The 21,550-nt window shown below is 54.8% G+C and carries 18 protein-coding genes; 5 read left to right on the top strand and 13 right to left on the bottom strand.

Translation table 11 applies throughout. The features are described 5' to 3' along the window. Positions 1–3: 3 nt before the first annotated feature. Positions 4–987 carry a nickel/cobalt transporter gene (locus LH22_RS07650; RefSeq protein ID WP_038645390.1) on the bottom strand — a complete coding sequence of 328 codons (984 nt, stop codon included), beginning with the start codon at positions 985–987 and terminating at the stop codon, positions 4–6. Continuing rightward, positions 978–1,604, bottom strand: coding sequence for a DUF1007 family protein (locus LH22_RS07645; RefSeq protein ID WP_038645388.1), 627 nt, complete (start codon positions 1,602–1,604; stop codon positions 978–980). Before LH22_RS07645 ends, LH22_RS07650 begins: the two co-directional genes overlap by 10 nt. Before the next feature lie 156 nt (positions 1,605–1,760). On the opposite strand from LH22_RS07645, the gene csiE reads away from it, so the two are divergent. Next, a complete protein-coding gene (gene csiE, locus LH22_RS07640) occupies positions 1,761–3,029 on the top strand; it encodes a stationary phase inducible protein CsiE (RefSeq protein ID WP_038645386.1) in 1,269 nt (422 codons plus the stop codon). Here csiE and LH22_RS07635 read toward each other — a convergent pair. Further along, positions 3,026–4,162 (bottom strand): 3-phenylpropionate MFS transporter, encoded by a 1,137-nt coding sequence (locus tag LH22_RS07635; protein ID WP_038649952.1) that lies wholly within the window; start codon positions 4,160–4,162, stop codon positions 3,026–3,028. The genes csiE and LH22_RS07635 overlap by 4 nt on opposite strands. 283 nt (positions 4,163–4,445) lie before the next feature. Beyond that, entirely contained in the window at positions 4,446–5,699 is a 1,254-nt protein-coding gene (gene glyA / locus LH22_RS07630; protein ID WP_038645384.1) for a serine hydroxymethyltransferase, read from the bottom strand. Positions 5,700–6,037: 338 nt separating this feature from the next. Here glyA and hmpA point away from each other — a divergent pair, with 338 nt between their 5' ends. Beyond that, the gene (gene hmpA / locus LH22_RS07625; RefSeq protein ID WP_038645382.1) at positions 6,038–7,222 is read left to right on the top strand and encodes an NO-inducible flavohemoprotein; all 1,185 of its coding nucleotides are present in this window, start codon (positions 6,038–6,040) and stop codon (positions 7,220–7,222) included. Positions 7,223–7,272: 50 nt separating this feature from the next. On the opposite strand, the gene glnB is transcribed toward hmpA, so the two are convergent. The 5 genes from glnB to purL all read right to left on the bottom strand — a co-directional run bounded on the left by glnB (position 7,273) and on the right by purL (position 15,807). Continuing rightward, positions 7,273–7,611, bottom strand: coding sequence for a nitrogen regulatory protein P-II (gene glnB, locus LH22_RS07620; RefSeq protein ID WP_034825643.1), 339 nt, complete (start codon positions 7,609–7,611; stop codon positions 7,273–7,275). Between the two features lie 205 nt (positions 7,612–7,816). Further along, on the bottom strand, positions 7,817–9,148 hold the full coding sequence (gene glrR, locus LH22_RS07615) for a two-component system response regulator GlrR (protein ID WP_038645380.1): 1,332 nt from the start codon (positions 9,146–9,148) through the stop codon (positions 7,817–7,819). Between the two features lie 2 nt (positions 9,149–9,150). After that, on the bottom strand, positions 9,151–9,822 hold the full coding sequence (qseG, locus tag LH22_RS07610; protein WP_038645378.1) for a two-component system QseEF-associated lipoprotein QseG: 672 nt from the start codon (positions 9,820–9,822) through the stop codon (positions 9,151–9,153). A 3-nt stretch (positions 9,823–9,825) separates the two neighbouring features. Next, a complete protein-coding gene (locus LH22_RS07605; RefSeq protein ID WP_038645376.1) occupies positions 9,826–11,253 on the bottom strand; it encodes a sensor histidine kinase in 1,428 nt (475 codons plus the stop codon). A 663-nt stretch (positions 11,254–11,916) separates the two neighbouring features. After that, on the bottom strand, positions 11,917–15,807 hold the full coding sequence (gene purL / locus LH22_RS07595; protein WP_038645373.1) for a phosphoribosylformylglycinamidine synthase: 3,891 nt from the start codon (positions 15,805–15,807) through the stop codon (positions 11,917–11,919). 271 nt (positions 15,808–16,078) lie between these two features. Between purL and mltF the strand changes: the two genes are divergently transcribed. Further along, positions 16,079–17,536, top strand: coding sequence for a membrane-bound lytic murein transglycosylase MltF (gene mltF / locus LH22_RS07590; RefSeq protein ID WP_038645371.1), 1,458 nt, complete (start codon positions 16,079–16,081; stop codon positions 17,534–17,536). Here mltF and tadA read toward each other — a convergent pair. After that, positions 17,533–18,027, bottom strand: coding sequence for a tRNA adenosine(34) deaminase TadA (tadA, locus tag LH22_RS07585; RefSeq protein ID WP_071845603.1), 495 nt, complete (start codon positions 18,025–18,027; stop codon positions 17,533–17,535). The two genes, mltF and tadA, sit on opposite strands and share 4 nt — an antisense overlap. A gap of 56 nt (positions 18,028–18,083) precedes the next feature. Beyond that, positions 18,084–18,722 carry a phosphatidylglycerophosphatase C gene (gene yfhb, locus LH22_RS07580; RefSeq protein ID WP_038645369.1) on the bottom strand — a complete coding sequence of 213 codons (639 nt, stop codon included), beginning with the start codon at positions 18,720–18,722 and terminating at the stop codon, positions 18,084–18,086. Between the two features lie 204 nt (positions 18,723–18,926). On the opposite strand from yfhb, the gene LH22_RS07575 reads away from it, so the two are divergent. Next, on the top strand, positions 18,927–19,766 hold the full coding sequence (locus LH22_RS07575; RefSeq protein ID WP_038645367.1) for a MurR/RpiR family transcriptional regulator: 840 nt from the start codon (positions 18,927–18,929) through the stop codon (positions 19,764–19,766). A 412-nt stretch (positions 19,767–20,178) separates the two neighbouring features. Next, positions 20,179–20,427: a YfhL family 4Fe-4S dicluster ferredoxin gene (locus tag LH22_RS07565; protein ID WP_034825627.1), complete on the top strand. Its 249-nt coding sequence runs from the start codon at positions 20,179–20,181 to the stop codon at positions 20,425–20,427. On the opposite strand, the gene acpS is transcribed toward LH22_RS07565, so the two are convergent. Continuing rightward, positions 20,424–20,804 carry a holo-ACP synthase gene (acpS, locus tag LH22_RS07560; RefSeq protein WP_034825626.1) on the bottom strand — a complete coding sequence of 127 codons (381 nt, stop codon included), beginning with the start codon at positions 20,802–20,804 and terminating at the stop codon, positions 20,424–20,426. The genes LH22_RS07565 and acpS overlap by 4 nt on opposite strands. Then, positions 20,804–21,535, bottom strand: coding sequence for a pyridoxine 5'-phosphate synthase (gene pdxJ / locus LH22_RS07555; RefSeq protein ID WP_034825624.1), 732 nt, complete (start codon positions 21,533–21,535; stop codon positions 20,804–20,806). Before pdxJ ends, acpS begins: the two co-directional genes overlap by 1 nt. Positions 21,536–21,550: the final 15 nt, after the last annotated feature.

The following is a 21,550-nucleotide window of genomic DNA, read 5'->3' as shown; positions in this document are numbered from 1 at the left end:
TCGTTAAAACGGACGCAACCCGCTACTCATCATCGGCTGTGCACTTTGCCACAGTAACCACCCCGCTAACATCAGCACTACCCCGCCCGTTAACGCCAGTGCAGACATAACGACTTTCGCCCGTTGCGAATCGCCGTTTGCCGCGCCCAACCTCTCGGCCAGGCGACGCGACCGCTGAACTAACAACCCCAATGCAGAGACGGTCACGGCGGTACCGATGGCCATCGCAATGGCAGAAGCCACGCCCCACGCATAAACGCCAATCACCTTGGCAAACAGCAGCATCATGATGGCACCAGAACAGGGACGCATGCCCATGGATAGCACCACCAGCGCCTGAGTTTTGCCACTCACAGCCTGCTCCATCTGTTCCGCACTGGGTAAATGGGCGTGACCGCAACCGCAATGTTCATCATGCTGATGATGCGGGCGAATGGCGCGGATCTGCATTTTTTGCGGCGCAGGGCGCATTCCCTGGTAAAGAGCGCGCAAAGCGCGCCAACCGACCCAGACGCCCAATGCCATTACCAGCAGGTAGCTACCCTTCTCCAGCCAGTAACTGCCGAGATGCATCTGCCGCGATGAGGTTTGCAATACCACCAGCATCACTGTTACCAAACCAATCGCCACACCACCTTGTAAGAGTGCGGCCAATAACGTCAGTTTCATGCTGGTTTTCAGCTTCGCGGGATGCGTTGCCAGAAAGGTGCTGATGACCACTTTGCCGTGCCCTGGGCCCAATGCGTGCAGCACGCCATAAGCCAGACTGAAGAGCATCAAGGTCACGCCCGCCTGCTGAGGCTGTTCAGCGACTTGCTGCAGGAGTTGGGTCATCTCTCGATTCAGGATTTTCTGCCACAACACGCTTTGCAGCAAAATTTGCGACCAGTGCTGCCACAAGGTAAATCCGGCAGCCAGCATCACTACGGCCAGCAACCACAGCGGCCACAAACGGCGTGATCGAGAAGGCAGTGAAATCAATGACATGTCAGGGTTACCGTTTGCGCGAATTGCTGACCAAGATCCATGTCTTCTGGCGGCGCATCGGCTTTATCCAGCGACAGCGCGTATTGCTTGAGCGAGTCATCCGGTTTAGGGGTATGCAGGTCAATCTGGCAGTGTGCTTTGACGCTGTCGTCCATGGTTAATGCCTGTGGGTTATCGTAATACATATCAACAAAGTAGCTTGGGTCAAAGGTCTGAATGCGATACTGTTTTGCGCTCAACGACTGGGGTTCACCAAATGGGACGATGAATTCCAGCACCGCTTTATTGCCATTGCGCGACAAATTGTACTCCTTAGGTAAATTCAGGAACTTCACCCGCGTTTTATCCTGCCAGACTTCAGAGAAATAGTGCTGGCCCAATACGTTCGCCATCACCTGAGCCGCCAGCTTTTTCCATACCACATCGCCCGGTTTCGCCTTGCCTGCATCGTAGAGCAGATCGGCCGAGGTGATTTCATCCATTGTCCACACCATTTTCATCCCCGTCAGATGATCTTTGTCGCTAACGAACTCGGTTTTCATATCGATAAAGCTGTGCGGATGTGACCAGGCCGCTGCGCTGAACAACAGCGTAAAAGTAATAAGCGCAATTTTCATGTGTTATAAAGTAACAATTCTCAAGTGAAGATTATACTGGTCCAGAAAAACTGTGACCCGCCTAAAAGCTCTGAGCAAAAGTCACGACAAAGTGCAGGGTTACCGCGTGGAGTTAGCTATTCTTAGCTCAAAAATGACCCGCGGATAATACTATTGATGAGTTCTGCACCTTCATCTGCACCACTCTTCAGCCGTGCCCAGCGTCGTTGTCATCTGCTATTGCTACTGTTTCTGCCTGCTCCCGCGCTAACGCTTGAAAAGCTCTGCCAGTTAAATGGTGTTGATCCTGCCGTTGCCCGACAGGATATCGCGGATGTCGGTGATGAGATACAGCGCTTCCATCAACTGGAGTTACACCAGATGGTGGATGGCAGCTTCCGCATACATGGGACGGAACTGGACAGGCGGCTCTGCCTGCTCCATTGGCTGCGACGCGCGCTGCGCCTGTCGCAGGATTTCGTCTGCGAACATTTTGCTCCCGTGCTGCGTCAGCGCCTTAAAGTCCTCAATATCGAAAAGGCGCTGTGGGATGAAACCAATCTGCAGGCGTTAATTCAACATTGTAGCCTGCGACTGAGCCGCGATTTCACGCCGCGCGATCGCCTGTTCCTGCAAATCTTTATGAAATACGGGCTGTGCCAACGGCAAAATGCACTGTTTAATGAAAAACAGCGGGCATGGCTGGCAGCAAAAATCGAGCGTGTTGCCGCAGATGATGTGATTCACCACTGGCAGAAACGCTGCCATTTAGCGCCGGACGTTAGCGAAACCGACTTCTGGACGCTGCTTTTCAGTTTGATTCATGCGCCGGATGGGAATCAGCTTGAAGACCACCAGGCGCAGCAGCTCATGCTGGCCGTAGAAGCGTTAATCGCCCGTTTTGAACAGCTGGCGCAGACTCGCGTCAAAAATCAGCACGAGCTGAAATTGCAATTATTCACGCATCTGGCGCAAGCGCTGGATCGCAGTCACTTTGCCATTGGGATCGATAACAGTGTGGCATTGGACGTGGCGCGTCTTTATCCACGTTTACTGCGCACCACCGAACGCGCGCTCTACCACTTCAGCACTGATTTCGGCACGGAATTCAGCGCGGAAGAAGTCAGTCTGGTGGCAGTGTTGTTCGGGGCCTGGCTGATGCAGGATAGCGCACTGCAGGAGAAGCAGGTACTGCTGTTGACCGGCGCGGATGCGGCAATGGAACAATTACTGGAGCAGCAAATCCGCGAGATAACGCTGCTGCCCATCAACATCACTTATCAGGATATGCTGCACTTTCAGCGAGAAGGTGCACCGCGTGACGTAGCGCTGGTGATCACACCTTACGCCACATCGTTACCGCTGTTCTCCCCCCCACTGATCCATGCCGAGCTGCCGCTAAGCTATCATCAGCAGCAGCGCATTCGTCAACTGCTGGAAGCTTAAGCGGCGCGCGGACGCAGGAACAATGCAGGAAGCGCCACCAGTGCCATCACCCAGAACAGATGTCCCTGTAAATGGGTAAACAGCACGCCGCTGATCATTGTCATCACTGCAATCCCGCCCCCCATCGCCAGTGCAGAATAAAGCGATTGCAACCGAATCACTTCGGCGCCCTGACGTGCGGCTATAAAGCGCATTGCCGCCAGGTGACATACGGTGAAGCTGCCACAATGCAAAATCTGAGCAGCAATTAACAGCGGCAGCGCGGTGCTGGATCCCAGCATCACCCAGCGCACTAACGCGCAACAGCATGAAAGTAGCAACAGGTCACGGGCACTCCAACGGCGAAACAGACGATTGCTCAGCGCAAATATGACGATTTCCGCCACCACGCCCAACGACCATAGATAGCCAATCACCGATGCGGAATAGCCTGCTTCCTGCCACCAGATGGCACTGAAGCTGTAATAAGCTGCATGTGCCCCCTGCATTAGCGTCACGCATAACATAAAACGCCAGACCGCGTTCTCTCGTAGCATACCGCGCCACGCCGCCCAACCGCCGCTTGCCCCCTGCCGCGCATCACCTTGTGGCCGGGTTTTAGGAACTAACATCATGCCGCTAAGCATTGCCAGCAAGCCCACACTCAGCAGTGCCAGAATCGCCTGTGATGACCAGGCACTCACCAGCATCCCCGTCAGCGCAGAGCTAATCACAAACGCCAGCGAACCCCATAGCCGCACCGGGCCATAAGCCAGGCCAATTTGCTGCGTCCAGGTCGCTGCCAGCGCATCGCTGAGCGGCACCAACGGCGAGAAAAACAGGTTGAAGCCCACCATGACCAGTAACAGCCATAACCATTGGCCGCCAAACCAGAAACCTAACGCAAACAGGCACGTCATCAATGCCAGCAGCCGCAACGCCAGAATCAGCTGAGAGGGATTTTTAACCTGCGAGGCGATTAGCAGGCTACCGACAAATCGCGCCACCATGCCGCAACCGAGCAGTAAGCCGATTTTTTCAGCATCCAGGCCTATGCCTTTGAGCCAGACGCTCCAGAAAGGTAAGTAGATGCCGTAACAGAAGAAGTAGGTGAAGTAGCTGAGTCCCAGCCATCTGGCCGATCCGATGGTCATTTTGCCTCCCACAGGCATGTCAGCTGCGCCCGCAGCCCATTGGGCCGCTACTTTGTCAGAGGCTTGAACAAAAGTGAAATGAAAGGTCGGAGAATCGTCTTTTCTGCGACAGGCTTCGCATCGGAAATCATACCTCAGGCACCGTAATAACAAGGTCTGCGCGAATGCTTCATGTGCGGTGTATGCGGTGTGTGCGGTGTGTCAACTCTATTCAGCACGGGTCGCGTGCATAAAAAAGGATGGCCAGCGCCATCCTTTTTAATCACATCAACATGGTGCCAAATCAGGCATACACAGGCAGACGCGCACAGATATCCAGTACCTTCTGCTTGGTGCGCTCAATGGTCGCTTCGTCGTTGATGTTGTCCAGCACGTCAGCGATCCAGCCAGCCAGCTCGCGCACATCTGCTTCTTTGAAGCCACGACGAGTAACCGCTGGAGTACCAATACGCACACCGGAGGTCACAAATGGACTCTTCGGATCGTTAGGTACGCTGTTTTTGTTCACAGTGATGTTAGCACGGCCCAGCGCGGCATCAGCTTCTTTACCAGTCAGGTTTTTGCTCACCAGATCGATCAGGAACAGGTGGTTATAAGTCCCGCCTGAAACGATGTTGTAGCCACGCTCCAACAGAACCTCAACCATTGCTTTGGCGTTTTTAGCCACTTGCTGCTGGTAAGATTTGAACTCTGGCTCCATTGCTTCTTTGAACGCCACCGCTTTACCCGCGATCACGTGCATCAGCGGGCCGCCCTGACCACCCGGGAATACCGCAGAGTTCAGTTTTTTGTACAGGTCTTCGTCACCGTTTTTCGCCAGAATCAGGCCACCACGTGGACCCGCCAGGGTCTTGTGGGTGGTTGAGGTCACGATGTGCGCATGTGGAACCGGGTTCGGGTACACATCAGCGGCGATCAGACCGGCAACGTGAGCCATGTCAACGAACAGGTAAGCGCCCACGCTATCTGCGATTTCGCGCATTTTTGCCCAGTCGCACACGCCAGAGTATGCAGAGAAACCACCGACGATCATTTTTGGCTTATGCGTTTTAGCCAGCTCAGCCAGTTCGTCGTAGTTGATTTTGCCGGTTTCGTCGATGCCGTAAGGGATGACGTTATACAGCTTGCCTGACAGGTTCACTGGTGAACCGTGCGTCAGGTGACCACCGTGCGCCAGGTTCATACCGAGGATGGTGTCGCCCGGCTGCAACAGCGCAGTGTAAACCGCGAAGTTAGCCTGTGAGCCAGAGTGCGGCTGTACGTTGGCAAAGTCTGCGCCAAACAGCGCTTTCGCGCGATTGATCGCCAGCTGCTCAACGATATCAACGTATTCACATCCGCCGTAGTAGCGTTTGCCCGGATACCCTTCAGCATATTTGTTGGTGAGCTGTGAACCTTGCGCCTGCATAACGCGTGGGCTGGTGTAGTTTTCAGAAGCAATCAGTTCGATGTGCTCTTCCTGACGCACCTTCTCTTGCTCCATAGCCTGCCACAACTCGGCATCATAATCGGCAATGTTCATATCACGCTTTAACATCCGGCATCTCCTGACTAGCTAACTTTTTTAACGGCAGTTTAGGCCCCGGCAAGGGGCGAAGGCCAACAGTGTAAACGGTTTTGTCAGGTGACGGTAGCGCCAATCCCCTCTTTTTACGCAAACGATTGGCACGGCGCTGGAACGGGTTTTTTACGCATTTTTGCAAGCTTGTAAATCACGATATTTGCTCACGCTGAAGGGGAATATTTTTCAGGTTTGTGGGCCAGCTTCCAGCTTCGGCACTTAACCCGCAAACAAAGCGGGGGATTTACAGGCAAGATGAACGATCATAAGATGCATTTAAAATACATGTTTAAAATCACTGCGAGGCCTTCACCATGCTAGATGCACAAACTATCGCTACCGTTAAGTCTTCCCTGCCCGCTATTGCTCAGCTTGGCCCGCAACTCACTGGCCACTTCTATCAGCGTTTGTTAACGCAACACCCGGAACTGAAGAACGTTTTCAACATGAATAATCAGCGCAGCGGCAATCAGCGTGAGGCGCTGTTTAATGCCATTGTCGCCTACGGCAGTAACCTGGAGAATCTGGCAGTGCTGCTGCCGGCGGTAGAGAAGATTGCGCAGAAGCACACCAGCCTGAATATTCAGCCCGCGCAATATGCGGTAGTCGGTGAAACGTTGCTGGCCACCATCGAAGAGTTGCTCAATCCCGGCGATGACGTCTTGCAGGCATGGGGCAAAGCTTACGGCGTGCTGGCGGATGTGTTTATCCAGCGTGAAGAAGCGATTTATTGCGCCTCAGAAGAGAAAGTCGGCGGCTGGCGTGGCGCGCGTGACTTCCGTATTCGCACCATCAATACTGAAAGCTCCGTGATTAAAAGTTTTGAGCTGGTACCTAACGATGGTCAGCCCGTCGCTGATTTTCTGCCCGGACAATATCTGGCCGTTAGTCTGCGACCTGAAGGAAGCGAAAATATCCAGCATCGCCAGTATTCACTCACCCATCTACCTAACGGCAAATCCTATCGTATCGCCGTGAAGCGCGAGGAACACGGCAGCGTTTCCGGTTGGCTGCACACCCATGCCAAGGTCGGTGATATTGTGCAATGTGCGGCTCCAGCAGGTGATTTCTATCTGCAAACGACAGGAACCGCGCCGGTCACGCTGATTTCTGCCGGTGTCGGCCAAACCCCAATGCTGGCGATGTTAGCCAGCCTGGCCGAGCAACAGTATGCAGGCGCGGTTAACTGGTTGCATGCGGCCGAATGCGGTACACAGCATGCTTTTGCGGATGAAGTTCAAGCCATAGGTGCTCGCCTGCCACATTTCGCCAGCCATATCTGGTATCGCGAGCCGGAAAGCGTGGACAGTGGCCGTTTTGATGCGCAGGGATTAATGGATCTCGCAGGCATCTCCAGCCAATTGAATCAGGCCGACCGCCAGTTCTGGCTCTGTGGCCCCCTGCCATTTATGCAGTTTGTCGCGCGGCAGCTGGTCGATGCCGGTATCAGTGCCGATCGTATCCATTATGAAGTTTTTGGCCCGCACAAAGTGCTGTAAACAAAAAAAGCCTGCATCATGCAGGCTTTTTAACAGGCTAACGAAGGGGCTTAGATCGCCTCTTCGTCCTCTTCACCGGTACGGATACGCACCACGCGCGCCACGTCGAACACAAAGATTTTGCCGTCGCCGATTTTGCCGGTCTGCGCGGTATTCATAATGGCTTCAACGCAGGTGTCGACGATGTCATCACCGACCACCATTTCGATTTTCACTTTTGGCAGAAAATCGACCATGTACTCCGCGCCACGATACAGCTCAGTGTGGCCTTTCTGGCGACCAAAACCCTTCACTTCACTGACCGTCATCCCGGTGATGCCCACTTCAGCCAACGCTTCGCGCACATCATCGAGTTTGAATGGTTTAATAATTGCATCGATCTTTTTCATGACAGATCCTTTTTTCACTCCCTCCATGATGGACGGATAACAAGTAGTATATACCCGTCCTGCTTCAAGTTGCAGAGGGGTTGGCGGCTCTCTTTTCCCCAAATCGCTTGAAGAAGTAAGCTCATCGGGATGCTTTCGTTTGCCGTCTGACTGCAACTCAAATTATTTGGGGTAGTCAATGGATGAATCAATATGCCGCAGCAAGCTACTCTTTAAATTCACTGGCGTCCAGCTCATGGCGTGACAGCAGCTTATAGAATTCTGTACGGTTACGTCCAGCCAGACGCGCAGCGTTGGTGACATTTCCTTTGGTCATTTGCAGCAATTTGCGCAGATAGTTGAGCTCAAATTGATTACGTGCCTCAACAAAAGTCGGCAGCGCCGTATTTTCACCTGCTAACGCCTGCTCAACCAGCGCATCACTGATCACGGGTGATGTGCTCAGCGCGACACACTGCTCAATCACGTTGACCAGCTGCCGCACGTTGCCAGGCCAGCTGGCCCCCACTAAACGTTTCATCGCATCCACAGAGAAGCTGCGCACAAAGGGTTTATGGCGTTCGGCCGACTGGCGCAACAGATGGTTCGCCAGCAGCGGAATATCTTCTGCACGTTCATGCAGCGCCGGAATCTTCAGATTCACCACATTGAGGCGATAGTAGAGATCCTCGCGGAAACTCTTTTTCTCCATCGCTTTAGGCAGATCGCGATGCGTGGCCGAGATGATGCGCACGTTGATATCGACATCCCGATTACTGCCAAGCGGACGCACTTTTCGCTCCTGCAAGACGCGCAGTAGTTTGACCTGCAACGCCTGTGGCATATCACCAATTTCATCAAGAAACAGCGTGCCACTCTCCGCCGCCTGAAACAGCCCTTCACGCGCACTCACGGCTCCGGTGAAAGCCCCTTTGGCATGACCAAATAGCTCTGACTCCAGCAGTTGCTCCGGTAGCGCCCCACAGTTAATGGCAATAAACGGCTTGTTTGCACGCGGGCTGGCGGCGTGAATCGCCTGAGCCAGCACCTCTTTGCCAGTACCGCTCTGGCCGTTAATCAACACGCTAACGTCGGATTGCGCCACCATGTGCGCCTGATCCAGCAAACGCAGCATCAATGGATTGCGCGTTACCACGGCCTCACGCCAGGTGTCATCGCTGACTGGCGCGCGCTGTGCCAGCGCTTCATCAATGGCTTTGTACAGCGCGTCACGATCCACTGGCTTCGTCAGGAAACTGAACACCCCCTGCTGCGTAGCGGAAACCGCTTCGGGAATCGAGCCGTGCGCCGTAAGAATGATCACCGGTAAACCCGCATGGCGTTTCTGGATTTCGCCAAATAACGCCAGCCCGTCCATTTCATCCATACGCAGGTCGCTGATCACCAAATCAACTTTCTCTTTCTGCAACTGGCGCAGCGCATCCGGGCCACTCGCGGCGGTGGTCACCTGATAGCCTTCACTGCTTAAGCGCATGCCAAGCAGTTTAAGCAGGCCGGGATCGTCATCCACCAGCAGTAAACGTGCAGACTGTTTCATGGTCACTGATCCTCACTTTGTGCATCACTGGCACCGTGCGATGTATCGCTGCTGTCCGCCGGTTTACGGGACGACAACTGACGTTCGATGTCAGTTAAGCGCTCAAGCTTACGCTGAGTCTCGTCCAGTGATTGACGCAGTTTGGTTTGCTGCTGGCGCAGGCTATCCAGCTCAGTATCGTGGCTTTGCTGGAGTGCAGCATAGCGGCTGCGTTCACCGCTTAACGCCAACTGCGCCGCCTGATTGCTACGCCACAACATCAATAACGGGCGCACGGAGGCTGGATAGGAAGCGCTGTAACCGTCTAGCGTATCGACGAACTGGCGGCGCTCAAAGGGCGTCACATTGCCATTTGCCAGCAGAATGCCTTGTTTAAAAGCACGCGACCAGCCTTGTACTGGCCAGCGTCGTGCCTCAGCCCGCGCTTCCGCTGGGGATAAACGCTCACCACAGTCGATAGCACGCTGCCAGTAAAGGGGGTTGCTCATTGCTGCTGGCGTTTCAATCTTCCACACATTTTGACAATCGGTGGCCAGATAATCAGGCAACCGCACTTCTGGCTCAGGAAGATTGGTGCCATCGTGTAACGCGCTGCCCGTGGACGGTGTCTGGCAGGCACTCAAGCCAAATGCCACCAACGCGCAGCTAAAAAGTTTAATCAGGGTGTGTTTCATTAATCAGGCATTCCCGGCGCTGGTCGTCAAAATGATTCGAAAACAGACATCCGCATCCTTGCGCGTTACCAATTGCAAATCACCTTGCATCCTGCGCAGGCAATCTTTGGCGATGCTTAACCCCAGCCCGCTGCCTTTAACCGGCCCTTTGCGCTGCTGGCTGCCCTGAAAAAAGGGCTCAAAAATCATCGCCTGCTCTTCAGCCGGAATGGGTGTGCCGGTGTTCGCCACCTCAATCCACACCTGGTTGCCTTTCTGTTGGCTCTGCAGCCAGATGTTACCGGATTCGCTGCCGTAGTTCACGGCATTCGAATAGAGGTTATCGATGACCCTTTGCAGCAATGTTGCCTCTGCCAGACAGTGCGCCACCTGAAGATCAACATGGGTGGTGATCTGACGCGCACCGGCGGGCAATGAATGGATTTTAACGACCGCATCAACGATGTCATTGATTGCGACCGGCTCCAGCGCCATGGGGCCATCCGCCAGTTTGCGGTTGTAATCCAAAAGTTGTTCGATGAGACGCTGCAAATGGCGGCTGCTGGTGTCAAGGATCGCCACCACTTCCTGCTGTTCCGCATTCAGCGGCCCAGCCACCTGATCGGCCAATAATTCCGTGCCCTCTCGTAAGCTGGCAAGCGGGGTTTTCAGTTCATGTGAGAGATGACGCAGAAACTCATGTCGCTGCTCTTCCAGCCAGCTTAAGCGCTCGCTCAGCCACACGATGCGCTGACCGAGTGAACGGATTTCACGAGGGCCGCGAAAACTCACGCTGTCGCCGAGCGCTTTGCCTTGCCCAAGTCGGTTAATCATCCGTTCTACGCGTTTTACCGGGCCGATAATCATGCCGGTAAACAGCAACACCAGCGCCAGACTAATCAGAAACAGAATCAGCGCCTGCCAGCCGAAGAACTGACCACGGTCGGCGATTTCGCGCTGGAGCTGCAAGCCACGCGAAAACACCACTTCACGCGTCTCCTGCACCATTTGCGCATTGGCATCAGAAAAATGTTCGAGGGCCGTGGTGGCTTTTGCCACTGGGTTACCGTTGTCACACTGCACACTGGCGAGCTGCGGCAAAGTTTCCTGCAGCGCTTTGAATGATGGAAGCTCTGGCAGGCTATCCGCATGGCTGGTGAGCATCTGGCCATAACGCGTCCACTGCGTTTGATAAAGCTTTTGCAAGGTGGCATCACCCAATACGCAATATTGACGATAACTGCGTTCCAGTTCGAGCGCAGTACGCGCCATCGCTTCGCTGCGGCGTACGTCGGTAAAGGTATTGCGATTGGTATCTGCAGCCTGATTACTGAGCGCAGACAAACTTTCCCAGGCTTGCCACGCCAGCACCAGCAATGGTAGCAGGACCAGCAAAAAAGCCATCAAGACTAACTGCCGCAGGGATCGGGGAAACAGACGCCATCTCTTCACTACCGCGCATCCTTCAATGTGAGCTGCTGGCATGCTAACGAAGTATTAATAGGGAAGAAAGTACAGAAAGGAAAACGGCAGCCCTTTTGGGCTGCCGTGAGAGCGACGCCTCAGCATCGCTTGCAAAATAGGTGGAGCCTAACTCAACGTTGCGTCCGATGCTTGATAACGTTGCAAAGCAAGCGATTATCGGTTGGGTGGACGGCAGGCTCCGTTTGGTGCGTCATTCGAATTTTATGAGCTCAACCGCAGTGCGGGGCAATCATAGACAGGAGAATGAGCAACGCTGTGAGTATAGCAACTATCGTGCCAGAAATGAAATAGCATTGATTATCAGAGTAATGCGAGGTGTGACGCACTATTTTATGAAAAAGCGGACCGGCTGGTCTGACGAAAGTGTCGCTGATCAGCAACGAGTTAAAGGATGAAAAATTGAGTCAATATAAATCAATAAGTTAAATGTCACCATTTAGCGACAGCTCACTTTCGTGTTTGTCGCCAATTTCAGACAGTTTTGCAAGCCAGCCATAGTCAGTCATGGCGTAATGGAGTGAGTGAGTGAGTGAGTGAGTGAGTGAGTGAGTGAGTGAGTGAGTGAGTGAGTGAGGCCTGACGGGCAAAAGAAAGGCCGCCTTGCGGCGGCCTCTGATGCTGCTGGCTAAATTAGCCCAGCTGCTTGCGTGCGTTGCGGAAGATACGCATCCACGGGCTGTCTTCGCCCCACTCTGCTGGGTGCCAGGAGTTGCTCACGGTGCGGAACACGCGCTCTGGGTGCGGCATCATAATAGTGACGCGACCGCTTTCGTTGGTTACCGCAGTGATACCGTTCGGCGAGCCGTTCGGGTTGGCTGGGTAATTTTCGGTCACTTTACCGAAGTTGTCTACGAAGCGCAGCGCCACCAGACCTTTGCTTTCCAGCTGGGCCAGATGTGCACCGTCACGCACTTCCACGAAACCTTCACCGTGCGACACGGCAATTGGCATATGAGAACCGGCCATGCCGTCCAGCAGCAACGATGGACTCGCAGCCACTTCGACCAGGCTGAAACGTGCTTCAAACCGCTCTGACTGGTTACGTACAAAGCGTGGCCACAGTTCGCTGCCCGGAATCAGCTCACGCAGATTCGACATCATCTGGCAGCCGTTACATACGCCCAGCGCCAGCGTCTGTGGACGGTGGAAGAAGTTTTCGAACTCATCACGCACACGGCCGTTGAACAGAATCGATTTCGCCCAACCTTCACCTGCCCCCAATACGTCACCGTAAGAGAAGCCACCGCACGCGACCAGCGCCTGGAACTCTTCCAGGCCGCGGCGGCCCGCCAGCAGATCGCTCATGTGCACATCGACTGCGGTGAAACCAGCGCGGTGGAAGGCAGCCGCCATCTCAACGTGGGAGTTCACGCCCTGCTCACGCAGCACGGCAACACGAGGACGCGCACCTGTGGCGATCATCGGCGCCGCAACATCTTCTTCTGGCTTGAAGGTCAGATGGACGTTCAGGCCAGGATCGTTGTCGTCTTTCTTCGCTTCGTGCTCCTGATCGGCACAGGCAGGGTTGTCACGCAGACGCTGCATCTGCCAGGTGGTTTCTGCCCACCAGGTACGCAGCGTGGTACGGCTTTCGCTGTACACCGCGCTGTCGCCAGAACGGATGACAAAGCGATCGCCCGGCAGTGCCTGACCGATCACATGCACATTGCTGCTCAGACCATGGTCGGCAAACACTTTCTCAACGGCTGCACGATCAGCGGCATTAATCTGGATCACTGCACCCAACTCTTCGGTGAACAGTGCTGCCAGCGCATCGTTACCCAGCGCGGCGATATCGGCTTCGATACCGCAGTGACCGGTGAAGGCCATTTCAGCCAGCGTGACCAGAAGGCCGCCATCAGAACGGTCATGGTAAGCCAGCAGCTTCTGCTCGGCCACCAGCGCCTGAATGGCGTTGAAGAAGCCTGCCAGCTGCGATGCATCACGCACGTCGGCTGGCTTATCGCCTAACTGACGGTAAACCTGTGACAGTGCAGTAGCACCCAGGGTGTTTGCGCCGTTGCCCAGATCAATCAGCATCAGCAGGTTATCATGGGCAGCTTGCAGTTGAGGCGTTACGGTGCGGCGCACGTCTTCTACACGCGCAAAGGCGGTGATCACCAGCGACAGCGGCGAGGTCATCTCACGCTCTTCGGTACCCTGCTGCCAGCGGGTTTTCATCGACATTGAGTCTTTGCCCACTGGAATCGTGATGCCCAGCGCCGGACAAAGTTCTTCACCGACCGCTTTCACTGCCGCATATAAACCGGCATCTTCACCCGGGTGACCCGCTGCCGCCATCCAGTTCGCAGACAGCTTCACACGCTGCAGTGAACCAATCGCAGTGGCCGCCAGGTTGGTCAGCGCTTCACCGACCGCTAAACGGCCAGATGCAGCGAAGTCCAGCAAGGCGACTGGAGCGCGTTCGCCCAGTGAGAAGGCTTCGCCGTGATAGCTATCCAGGCTGGCGGTGGTCACTGCACAGTTCGCTACCGGGATCTGCCATGGGCCGACCATCTGGTCACGCGCCACCATACCAGTTACCGAACGGTCACCGATGGTAATCAGGAAGGTTTTCTCTGCCACAGTTGGCAGATGCAGTACGCGATTAACGGCGTCAGCCACGGTAATTCCGTCACGCACCAGCGCATCGCCTTTGGCCTGCTGAGTGGCAACATCACGCGTCATCTTCGGCGTTTTGCCCAACAGCACGTCCAACGGCATGTCGATAGGGTTGTTATCGAAGTGGCTATCCGCCAGGTTCAGGTGCAGCTCTTCGGTGGCTTCACCGATCACCGCATATGGCGCACGCTCACGCTTACACAGCTCGTCAAACAACGCCAGCTGAGCCGGTGCCACTGCCAGCACATAACGTTCCTGGGATTCGTTACACCACACTTCCAGCGGGCTCATGCCTGGCTCATCGTTGAGAATGTCGCGCAGGTTGAAGTTACCACCACGGCCGCCATCGCTCACCAGCTCTGGCATGGCGTTCGACAGACCGCCTGCACCCACATCGTGGATGAACAGAATCGGGTTGGCTTCGCCCAGCTGCCAGCAACGATCGATCACTTCCTGGCAGCGACGCTCCATTTCTGGGTTGTCGCGCTGGACTGATGCAAAATCCAGATCCGCATCAGACTGACCAGACGCCATTGAAGAGGCTGCTCCGCCGCCGAGCCCAATGTTCATCGCAGGCCCGCCGAGCACGATCAGTTTCGCGCCAACGACGATCTCACCCTTCTGCACGTGGTCAGCTCGGATGTTACCAATACCGCCCGCCAGCATGATCGGCTTATGGTAGCCACGCAGTTCTGAGCCATTATGGCTGTTCACGCGCTCTTCATAAGTACGGAAGTAACCGTTCAGTGCAGGACGGCCAAATTCGTTGTTGAACGCTGCGCCGCCCAGTGGGCCTTCAGTCATGATATCCAGCGCGGTAACAATACGCTCCGGCTTACCAAAATCTTCTTCCCACGGCTGTTCAAAACCAGGAATACGCAGGTTAGAGACGGAGAAACCGACCAGGCCCGCTTTTGGCTTCGCGCCACGTCCCGTTGCGCCTTCATCACGGATTTCACCGCCGGAACCGGTCGCAGCACCTGGCCACGGCGAAATCGCGGTGGGGTGGTTATGGGTTTCCACCTTCATCAGGATATGCGCCTCTTCCTGATGGAAGGTGTATTCGCCCTTCTGCGCATCGGCGTAGAAGCGGCCCACTTTTGAACCTTCCATCACCGCGGCGTTGTCTTTATAAGCAGACAGCACGTGCTCAGGATTATGCTCAAAGGTGTTTTTAATCATTTTAAACAGCGACTTCGGCTGTTTTTCACCGTCGATAATCCAGTCGGCGTTGAAGATTTTATGACGGCAGTGCTCGGAGTTTGCCTGAGCAAACATATAGAGCTCGATGTCGTTCGGATTACGGCCCAGTTTGGTGAAGGCATTCAGCAAATAGTCGATTTCGTCATCGGCCAGCGCCAGGCCCAGCGTGGTGTTGGCCTGTTCCAGTGCAATGCGACCGGCACCCAGCACATCAACGCTTTTCAGCGGCTGTGGTTCATGATGCGCGAACAGCTGCTGTGCTTCATTCAGGTCACCGAACACGGTCTCCATCATGCGGTCATGTAGCAGGCTAGCCAGCTGTTGCCATTGCGCTTCCGTCAGCTGCGGTGCCTGCACATAGAAGGCCATGCCGCGTTCGAGGCGGATAACCTGGGGCAGATCGCAGTTGTGCGCGATATCGGTGGCTTTTGATGACCACGGAGAAATGGTGCCGGGACGCGGCGTCACCAGTAACAGACGCCCTTGTGGCGCGTGCTCGGCGAGAGAAGGACCGTATTTCAGCAGACGTTGCAGGCGGGCATGTTCATCCGCACTGAGCGGTGCACTGACATCGGCAAAATGGACGTACTCGGCGTAAATATCACTCACTGGCAGGTGAGCGTCCTGAAAGCGGGTCAGCAGTTTGTTTACACGAAATGCCGACAGAGCGGGCGAACCACGCAGAATTTCCATCATCAAAGATCTCTCGTCTTCGAAGCGCCGGGCGACGCTTCATTGGGCGCAACAGGGGAAAACGGGCGGTATTATAGAGAAACAGCACGGGTTACGAAACCGTTTGCGCATAAAATCTGGCACTCAGCATTTGGCTGAATTTTGCACAATTCTTGCTATATAAGTTGCCCTGCTGCGCTTTGTTGCGCAAAATGCCCATCGCTCTGGGAGTGAAAACAACATAAATACTGCCTTTTAAAAGACAGAGGCCTGTGAGCCATTACGAGACAACTATTTGAAACGCCTGAAAATAAACTATCTGCTGATCGGTCTGATCACCGTGCTGCTTGCGCTGGCACTGTGGCCTTCCATCCCCTGGTACGGGGGCGGAAAAGACGCGTTATCGCAGATTAAATCACGTGGAGTGCTGCGCATCAGTACCGTCAACTCCCCGCTGACTTACTACACCATCAATAATGCACCAGCCGGTATGGATTACGAGCTGGCGAAACGCTTCGCCGATTATCTTGGCGTCAAACTCGAGGTTACGGTGCGTCCGAACCTCGGCGATCTGTTTGACGATCTGGATGATGGTAAGGCGGATTTGCTCGCAGCTGGGCTGATCTACAACGGTGAACGCCTTGCCCACTATCAAAGTGGACCGAGCTACTACTCTGTTTCGCAGCAGTTGGTGTACCGCATTGATAAGCCACGGCCGAAGACGCTCGGCGATTTGAAAGGCCGCCTGATTGTGCAGTCCGGTTCGGCATATCTGTCAACTTTACGTTCCGCCAAAGCTGACAGCTATCCCGATCTCGATTGGGCGATCTCTACCGATCAGGGACAGAAAGCGCTGCTGGAAGCCGTCGCCGACGGCAAGCTGGATTACACCGTGGGCGATTCGGTCACCATCGGCTTATTGCAGCGCATCCATCCGCAGCTGGCCGTCGCATTTGACATCACCGATGAAGAACCGGTTACCTGGTATCTGCCACGCAATGATGATGACAGTCTGAATGCGGCAATGCTCGACTTCTATAGCCAGATGGGCGAAGAGGGCACAATGGCGCGCCTCGAAGAGAAGTATCTCGGTCACGTTGGCACTTTTGATTACGTGGATACCCGCACCTTCCTGCGCGCGATTGATAACACGTTGCCGGATATCAAACCGTTGTTTGAGAAATACGCGGCGAGCATGGACTGGCGTCTGCTGGCAGCCATCTCTTATCAGGAGTCGCACTGGAATCCGCAGGCGACCTCGCCGACCGGCGTGCGCGGCATGATGATGTTGACGCGTAACACCGCTGACAGCCTCGACGTCAACGATCGCCTTGATCCTGAGCAGAGCATCCGTGGCGGCAGCGAATACCTGCAACGTATGATGGAGAAGGTGCCGGACACCATTCCTGATGATGAGCGCATCTGGTTTGCATTAGCGGCATATAACATGGGCTATGCGCACATGCTGGATGCCCGCAAGCTGACGGCCAAACAAGGCGGTAATCCTGATAGCTGGGCCGATGTCAAACAGCGTCTGCCGATGCTGAGCCAGAAGCGTTATTACGCGCAAACCTCCTACGGCTACGCGCGCGGCCATGAAGCCTACAACTATGTAGAGAACATCCGTAAGTATCAGATCAGTCTGGTGGGATATCTGCAGGAACAGGAGAAGCGCATCGCTCAGCAGTCGGCGCTGGAAGCCGAACTGGGCGCCGGTTACCCGGCGGTCGAACCTAAGATTGCGATGAACTAACCTTCGCGCTGCGCCTGCCGCAGCGCTTTCTTTTGCTCGCGGCGCATGCGGAAGAAATCACTTAACATCCCGGCGCACTCGTCCGCCAGTACACCGCAATCAATCTGAATCTGATGATTCATGCCTGGATGACCAATCACGTCCATGAGCGAGCCCGCTGCGCCCGTTTTCTCATCCTTTGCGCCATAGACGAGCCGCGTAATGCGGCTGTGCACCATCGCACCGGCGCACATCACGCACGGCTCCAGCGTCACATACAACGTGGTGTCGAGCAGGCGATAGTTTTCGAGAATTTTACCGCCCTGGCGCAGCGCCATGATCTCGGCATGCGCGGTCGGATCGCACTGACCAATCGGCCGATTCCAGCCTTCACCGATCACTTTATCGCCCTGCACTAATACCGCGCCCACCGGCACTTCGCCCTGTTCCCACGCGCGACGCGCCAGCCCCAGCGCATGGCGCATCCAATATTCATCAGTTTGTGGGTTCACCGGGCAGCTCCTGCGGATTTAAAGGCGGCGCATTATAGACGGAATCGCCGCATGATTCACTCCAGCTGTTGCAGCTCACCGCGTGATGTTACCCGCCAGCGATGCTGGCAGAAGAACAGCAGCGGGTTATCCTGTTTACTGTCGCTGTAACCGCTGTAGAGTTGCAATGGTGTACCAATCTTCTCTTCGAGTTGAGCAACCTTCTCATGCCCGAGGCAACGCATGGCTAATACGCGCCCCCCTAAACCGGGTTGCATCTGGCTGGCAATCAGTTGAACGCGCGGCAGAAAGGCCGAATCGAAATAGACCTGCTCCACCAGTGATTGTGGCGAACCGGTGATCAGCCACACATCCGCATCATCGCTGCTGAGATAATCCGTCAGACGTTGTTGCACCACCGGAAAAGCGGTGACGCGCTGGCGGAACCATGTCGCGAACGCGGCCTCACGCTGACGCAGGCGCAGCTCACTGTGGCCGAAGGTAATGGCCCACAGCAGCAAGCTCATTGGCCAGCGCGCAGCGCGCCCTTTAAACAGCATTCCCAGACCAATCACCGGCAACAGCGGCACCACCAGCAACAGGTTGATCGGCTGACGTCGCAGCAGATAACGCATAAAGGTGCCAAACATGTCCTGCTGATGCAGCGTGCCATCGAGATCGAAAAACACCACGCGGCGTTGCGTACCCTTTGTCAAACTCCACTCCTTATCTTTCCTTTCTACGGCTTGCCCTACAGTGTAGCCAGCTTCAACGGCGGGAGCGAAAGCAGTCATTTTTAATTCCAATGACCACAATGCCAGCTGAATAGTTTATTCTTTGTGTCGGCGTGCTGTCATTAAAACCTGACGGTGCGAAAAGAGACTAAGCTCAAGCGGGATTAGATGGATTAAGGATCGAACATGAGTTCATTGCTGCGAATTCGCCAGCTCTACCCTCGACTGGCGCTAAATGAGCGTCGGCTGGCGGATTTTTTGCTGTCGCAGCCGGATCGGGCACGGCATCTGAGTTCACAAAAACTGGCTGAGGAATCAGGCGTCAGCCAGTCGAGCGTGGTGAAGTTTGCCCAAAAATTGGGCTATAAGGGATTTCCTGCGCTGAAACTGGCACTGAGTGAGTCGCTGGCGGATCGTGACGCCATCACCGTGCACAATCATATTCTCAGCGACGATCCCCTCAAAGTGGTCGGCGAAAAATTACTGACTGAGAAAATTTCCGCTATCCGCGCCACGCTGGATATCAACAGCGAAGAGAAACTGCTGCAAACCCTGCAATTGCTGAAAAACGCCAACCGCATTTTGTTAGTGGGCATCGGTGCGTCGGGGTTAGTGGCGAAAGATTTCTCATGGAAGCTGATGAAGATTGGCATCAACGCGGTCGCTGAGCAGGATATGCATGCTTTACTGGCGAGCGTGCAGGCGATGGCACCGGGAGATGTGCTGCTGGCGATTTCCTATACCGGTGAGCGGCGTGAAATTAACCTTGCGGCGCAGGAAGCCGCGCAGTTGGGAGTCGACGTGCTGGCGTTTACCGGCTTTACTCCCAACTCACTGCAACAGTGCGCGACAATTTGCCTGTACACCGTTGCCGAGGAGCAAAGTACGCGCAGTGCCGCAATCTCATCCACCAGTGCACAACTGGCGCTGACCGACCTGCTGTTTATGGCGTTGGTACAAAACGATCCAGAGCGCGCTTCCAGCCACATACGGCATAGTGAAGAGTTGGTAAAAAAATTGGTGTGAGATGAAAAAGGCCGCTATTCGGCCTTTTTGCTTTGCGTGGTGGGATCGTGACGGCAGGCCTGGCGGCTCGCATGCTGCAGGTTATGCAGGCAGTCATCGCATAAAGAGGCATCATCTGACATCCAACGCGCCAGCCAACCTCGCGCAACACCGCAATGAATACATTGCTGCTTTAAAAACATGTCTTTCAACGCGTTAATTTTTTTCATAGTACTTACGACAAGCGTTCACACTGATAATTTCAGCACAAAATGATAACTCAGAGTTTTCCTGATGCCTGGCTGACTTATAGCGAATTCTGCTTCAGTGAGCTTAATTCCCGCTTTGTTTGATCCAGCACAACAAACCCTGCGCCTGCAGAAGCCGATTTTATGATAAGGTGCGCGCCTTCTTTCTCAGGCTAACGGCGATCATGGCTTTACTCATTACGGCGAAATGCATCAATTGCGATATGTGCGAACCTGAATGCCCGAACCAGGCTATCAGCTTAGGTGAGATGATCTATGAGATTGATGTCGACCGCTGCACCGAGTGCGTAGGTCATTATGATGTGCCGACCTGCCAAAGCGTCTGCCCGATTGATAACACCATTATTTCTGACCCACAGCACCCGGAAACCCGCGAGGCGCTGTGGGAGAAATTTGTCGTGTTGCACCCTTAGTCTTCGATGATCACCGTTGCGCAGGCGTAGTGGCGCTCATCGGCCAGGGTAACATGCACATGTTTCACGCCCAACTGGCTGGCAATCACTTTTGCCTGTTCGAAAAAGCGTAAGCCCGGTTTGCCAAGCGCATCGTTGTACACTTCGAATTGATTAAAGGCCAGGCCACCGCGAATTCCGGTACCAAAGGCTTTGGCCGCCGCTTCTTTCACCGCAAAACGTTTGGCAAGAAAACGCACCGGCTGCTGGTGCGCCTGATACTGTTGCCACTCGGCTTCGCTTAAGACGCGACGCGCCAGACGATCGCCGGATCGCTCAATCACACCGGCAATACGTTCAATTTCAACGATGTCACTGCCGAGTCCAAGAATCGCCATTAGCGACGCGCTTCCCGCATCAACTGCTTCATCTCTGACACCGCATCCGCCAGGCCACTGAACAGCGCACGGCCAATGATAGCGTGACCAATGTTAAGCTCGTGCATCTCCGGCAGTTCCGCGATCGGTTGCACATTGTGATACGTCAGACCGTGACCGGCATTAACCTTCAAGCCCAGGCTGGCTGCAAACGTGGCCGCTTTGCGAATGCGAGACAGCTCGGCTTCACGCTCCAGCCCTTCCGGTGCTTCCGCGTAGGCGCCGGTGTGGATCTCAATGTAAGGTGCGCCGCTGGCAACGGCCGCTTCAATCTGGCGATGATCGGCATCGATAAACAGCGACACCAGGATACCCGCTTCGCTCAGCAGGCGAACCGCTGCGTTGATTTTGTCCTGCTGACCCGCCACATCTAATCCGCCTTCGGTGGTCACTTCCTGGCGCTTTTCTGGCACCAGACACACGAAGTGCGGCTTGATGTCGCAGGCAATGTCGATCATCTCATCGGTCACCGCCATCTCCAGATTCATGCGCGTCTGGATGGTGTCGCGCAGAATACGCACATCGCGATCGGTGATATGACGACGATCTTCACGCAGGTGCACAGTGATGCCATCTGCGCCCGCCTGTTCAGAAACAAACGCAGCCTGGACTGGATCGGGATAATTCGTGCCACGTGCGTTACGTACGGTGGCGATATGGTCAATGTTGACCCCTAACAGCAACTCAGCCATGACAATCCTTAAATA

This window comes from Pantoea rwandensis (assembly GCF_000759475.1).
GTDB classification, from domain to species: Bacteria; Pseudomonadota; Gammaproteobacteria; order Enterobacterales; family Enterobacteriaceae; genus Pantoea; species Pantoea rwandensis_B.
The sequence above is the reverse complement of the archived record's forward strand: the minus strand, read 5'-3'. Positions and strand labels throughout refer to the sequence as shown.

Coding starts and splice junctions, on each gene's coding strand:
- LH22_RS07650 (WP_038645390.1), bottom strand. CDS start 987: ATGTCATTGATTTCACTGCCTTCTCGATCACGCCGTTTGTGGCCGCTG.
- LH22_RS07645 (WP_038645388.1), bottom strand. CDS start 1,604: ATGAAAATTGCGCTTATTACTTTTACGCTGTTGTTCAGCGCAGCGGCC.
- csiE (WP_038645386.1), top strand. CDS start 1,761: ATGAGTTCTGCACCTTCATCTGCACCACTCTTCAGCCGTGCCCAGCGT.
- LH22_RS07635 (WP_038649952.1), bottom strand. CDS start 4,162: ATGACCATCGGATCGGCCAGATGGCTGGGACTCAGCTACTTCACCTAC.
- glyA (WP_038645384.1), bottom strand. CDS start 5,699: ATGTTAAAGCGTGATATGAACATTGCCGATTATGATGCCGAGTTGTGG.
- hmpA (WP_038645382.1), top strand. CDS start 6,038: ATGCTAGATGCACAAACTATCGCTACCGTTAAGTCTTCCCTGCCCGCT.
- glnB (WP_034825643.1), bottom strand. CDS start 7,611: ATGAAAAAGATCGATGCAATTATTAAACCATTCAAACTCGATGATGTG.
- glrR (WP_038645380.1), bottom strand. CDS start 9,148: ATGAAACAGTCTGCACGTTTACTGCTGGTGGATGACGATCCCGGCCTG.
- qseG (WP_038645378.1), bottom strand. CDS start 9,822: ATGAAACACACCCTGATTAAACTTTTTAGCTGCGCGTTGGTGGCATTT.
- purL (WP_038645373.1), bottom strand. CDS start 15,807: ATGATGGAAATTCTGCGTGGTTCGCCCGCTCTGTCGGCATTTCGTGTA.
- LH22_RS07575 (WP_038645367.1), top strand. CDS start 18,927: ATGAGTTCATTGCTGCGAATTCGCCAGCTCTACCCTCGACTGGCGCTA.
- LH22_RS07565 (WP_034825627.1), top strand. CDS start 20,179: ATGGCTTTACTCATTACGGCGAAATGCATCAATTGCGATATGTGCGAA.
- acpS (WP_034825626.1), bottom strand. CDS start 20,804: ATGGCGATTCTTGGACTCGGCAGTGACATCGTTGAAATTGAACGTATT.
- pdxJ (WP_034825624.1), bottom strand. CDS start 21,535: ATGGCTGAGTTGCTGTTAGGGGTCAACATTGACCATATCGCCACCGTA.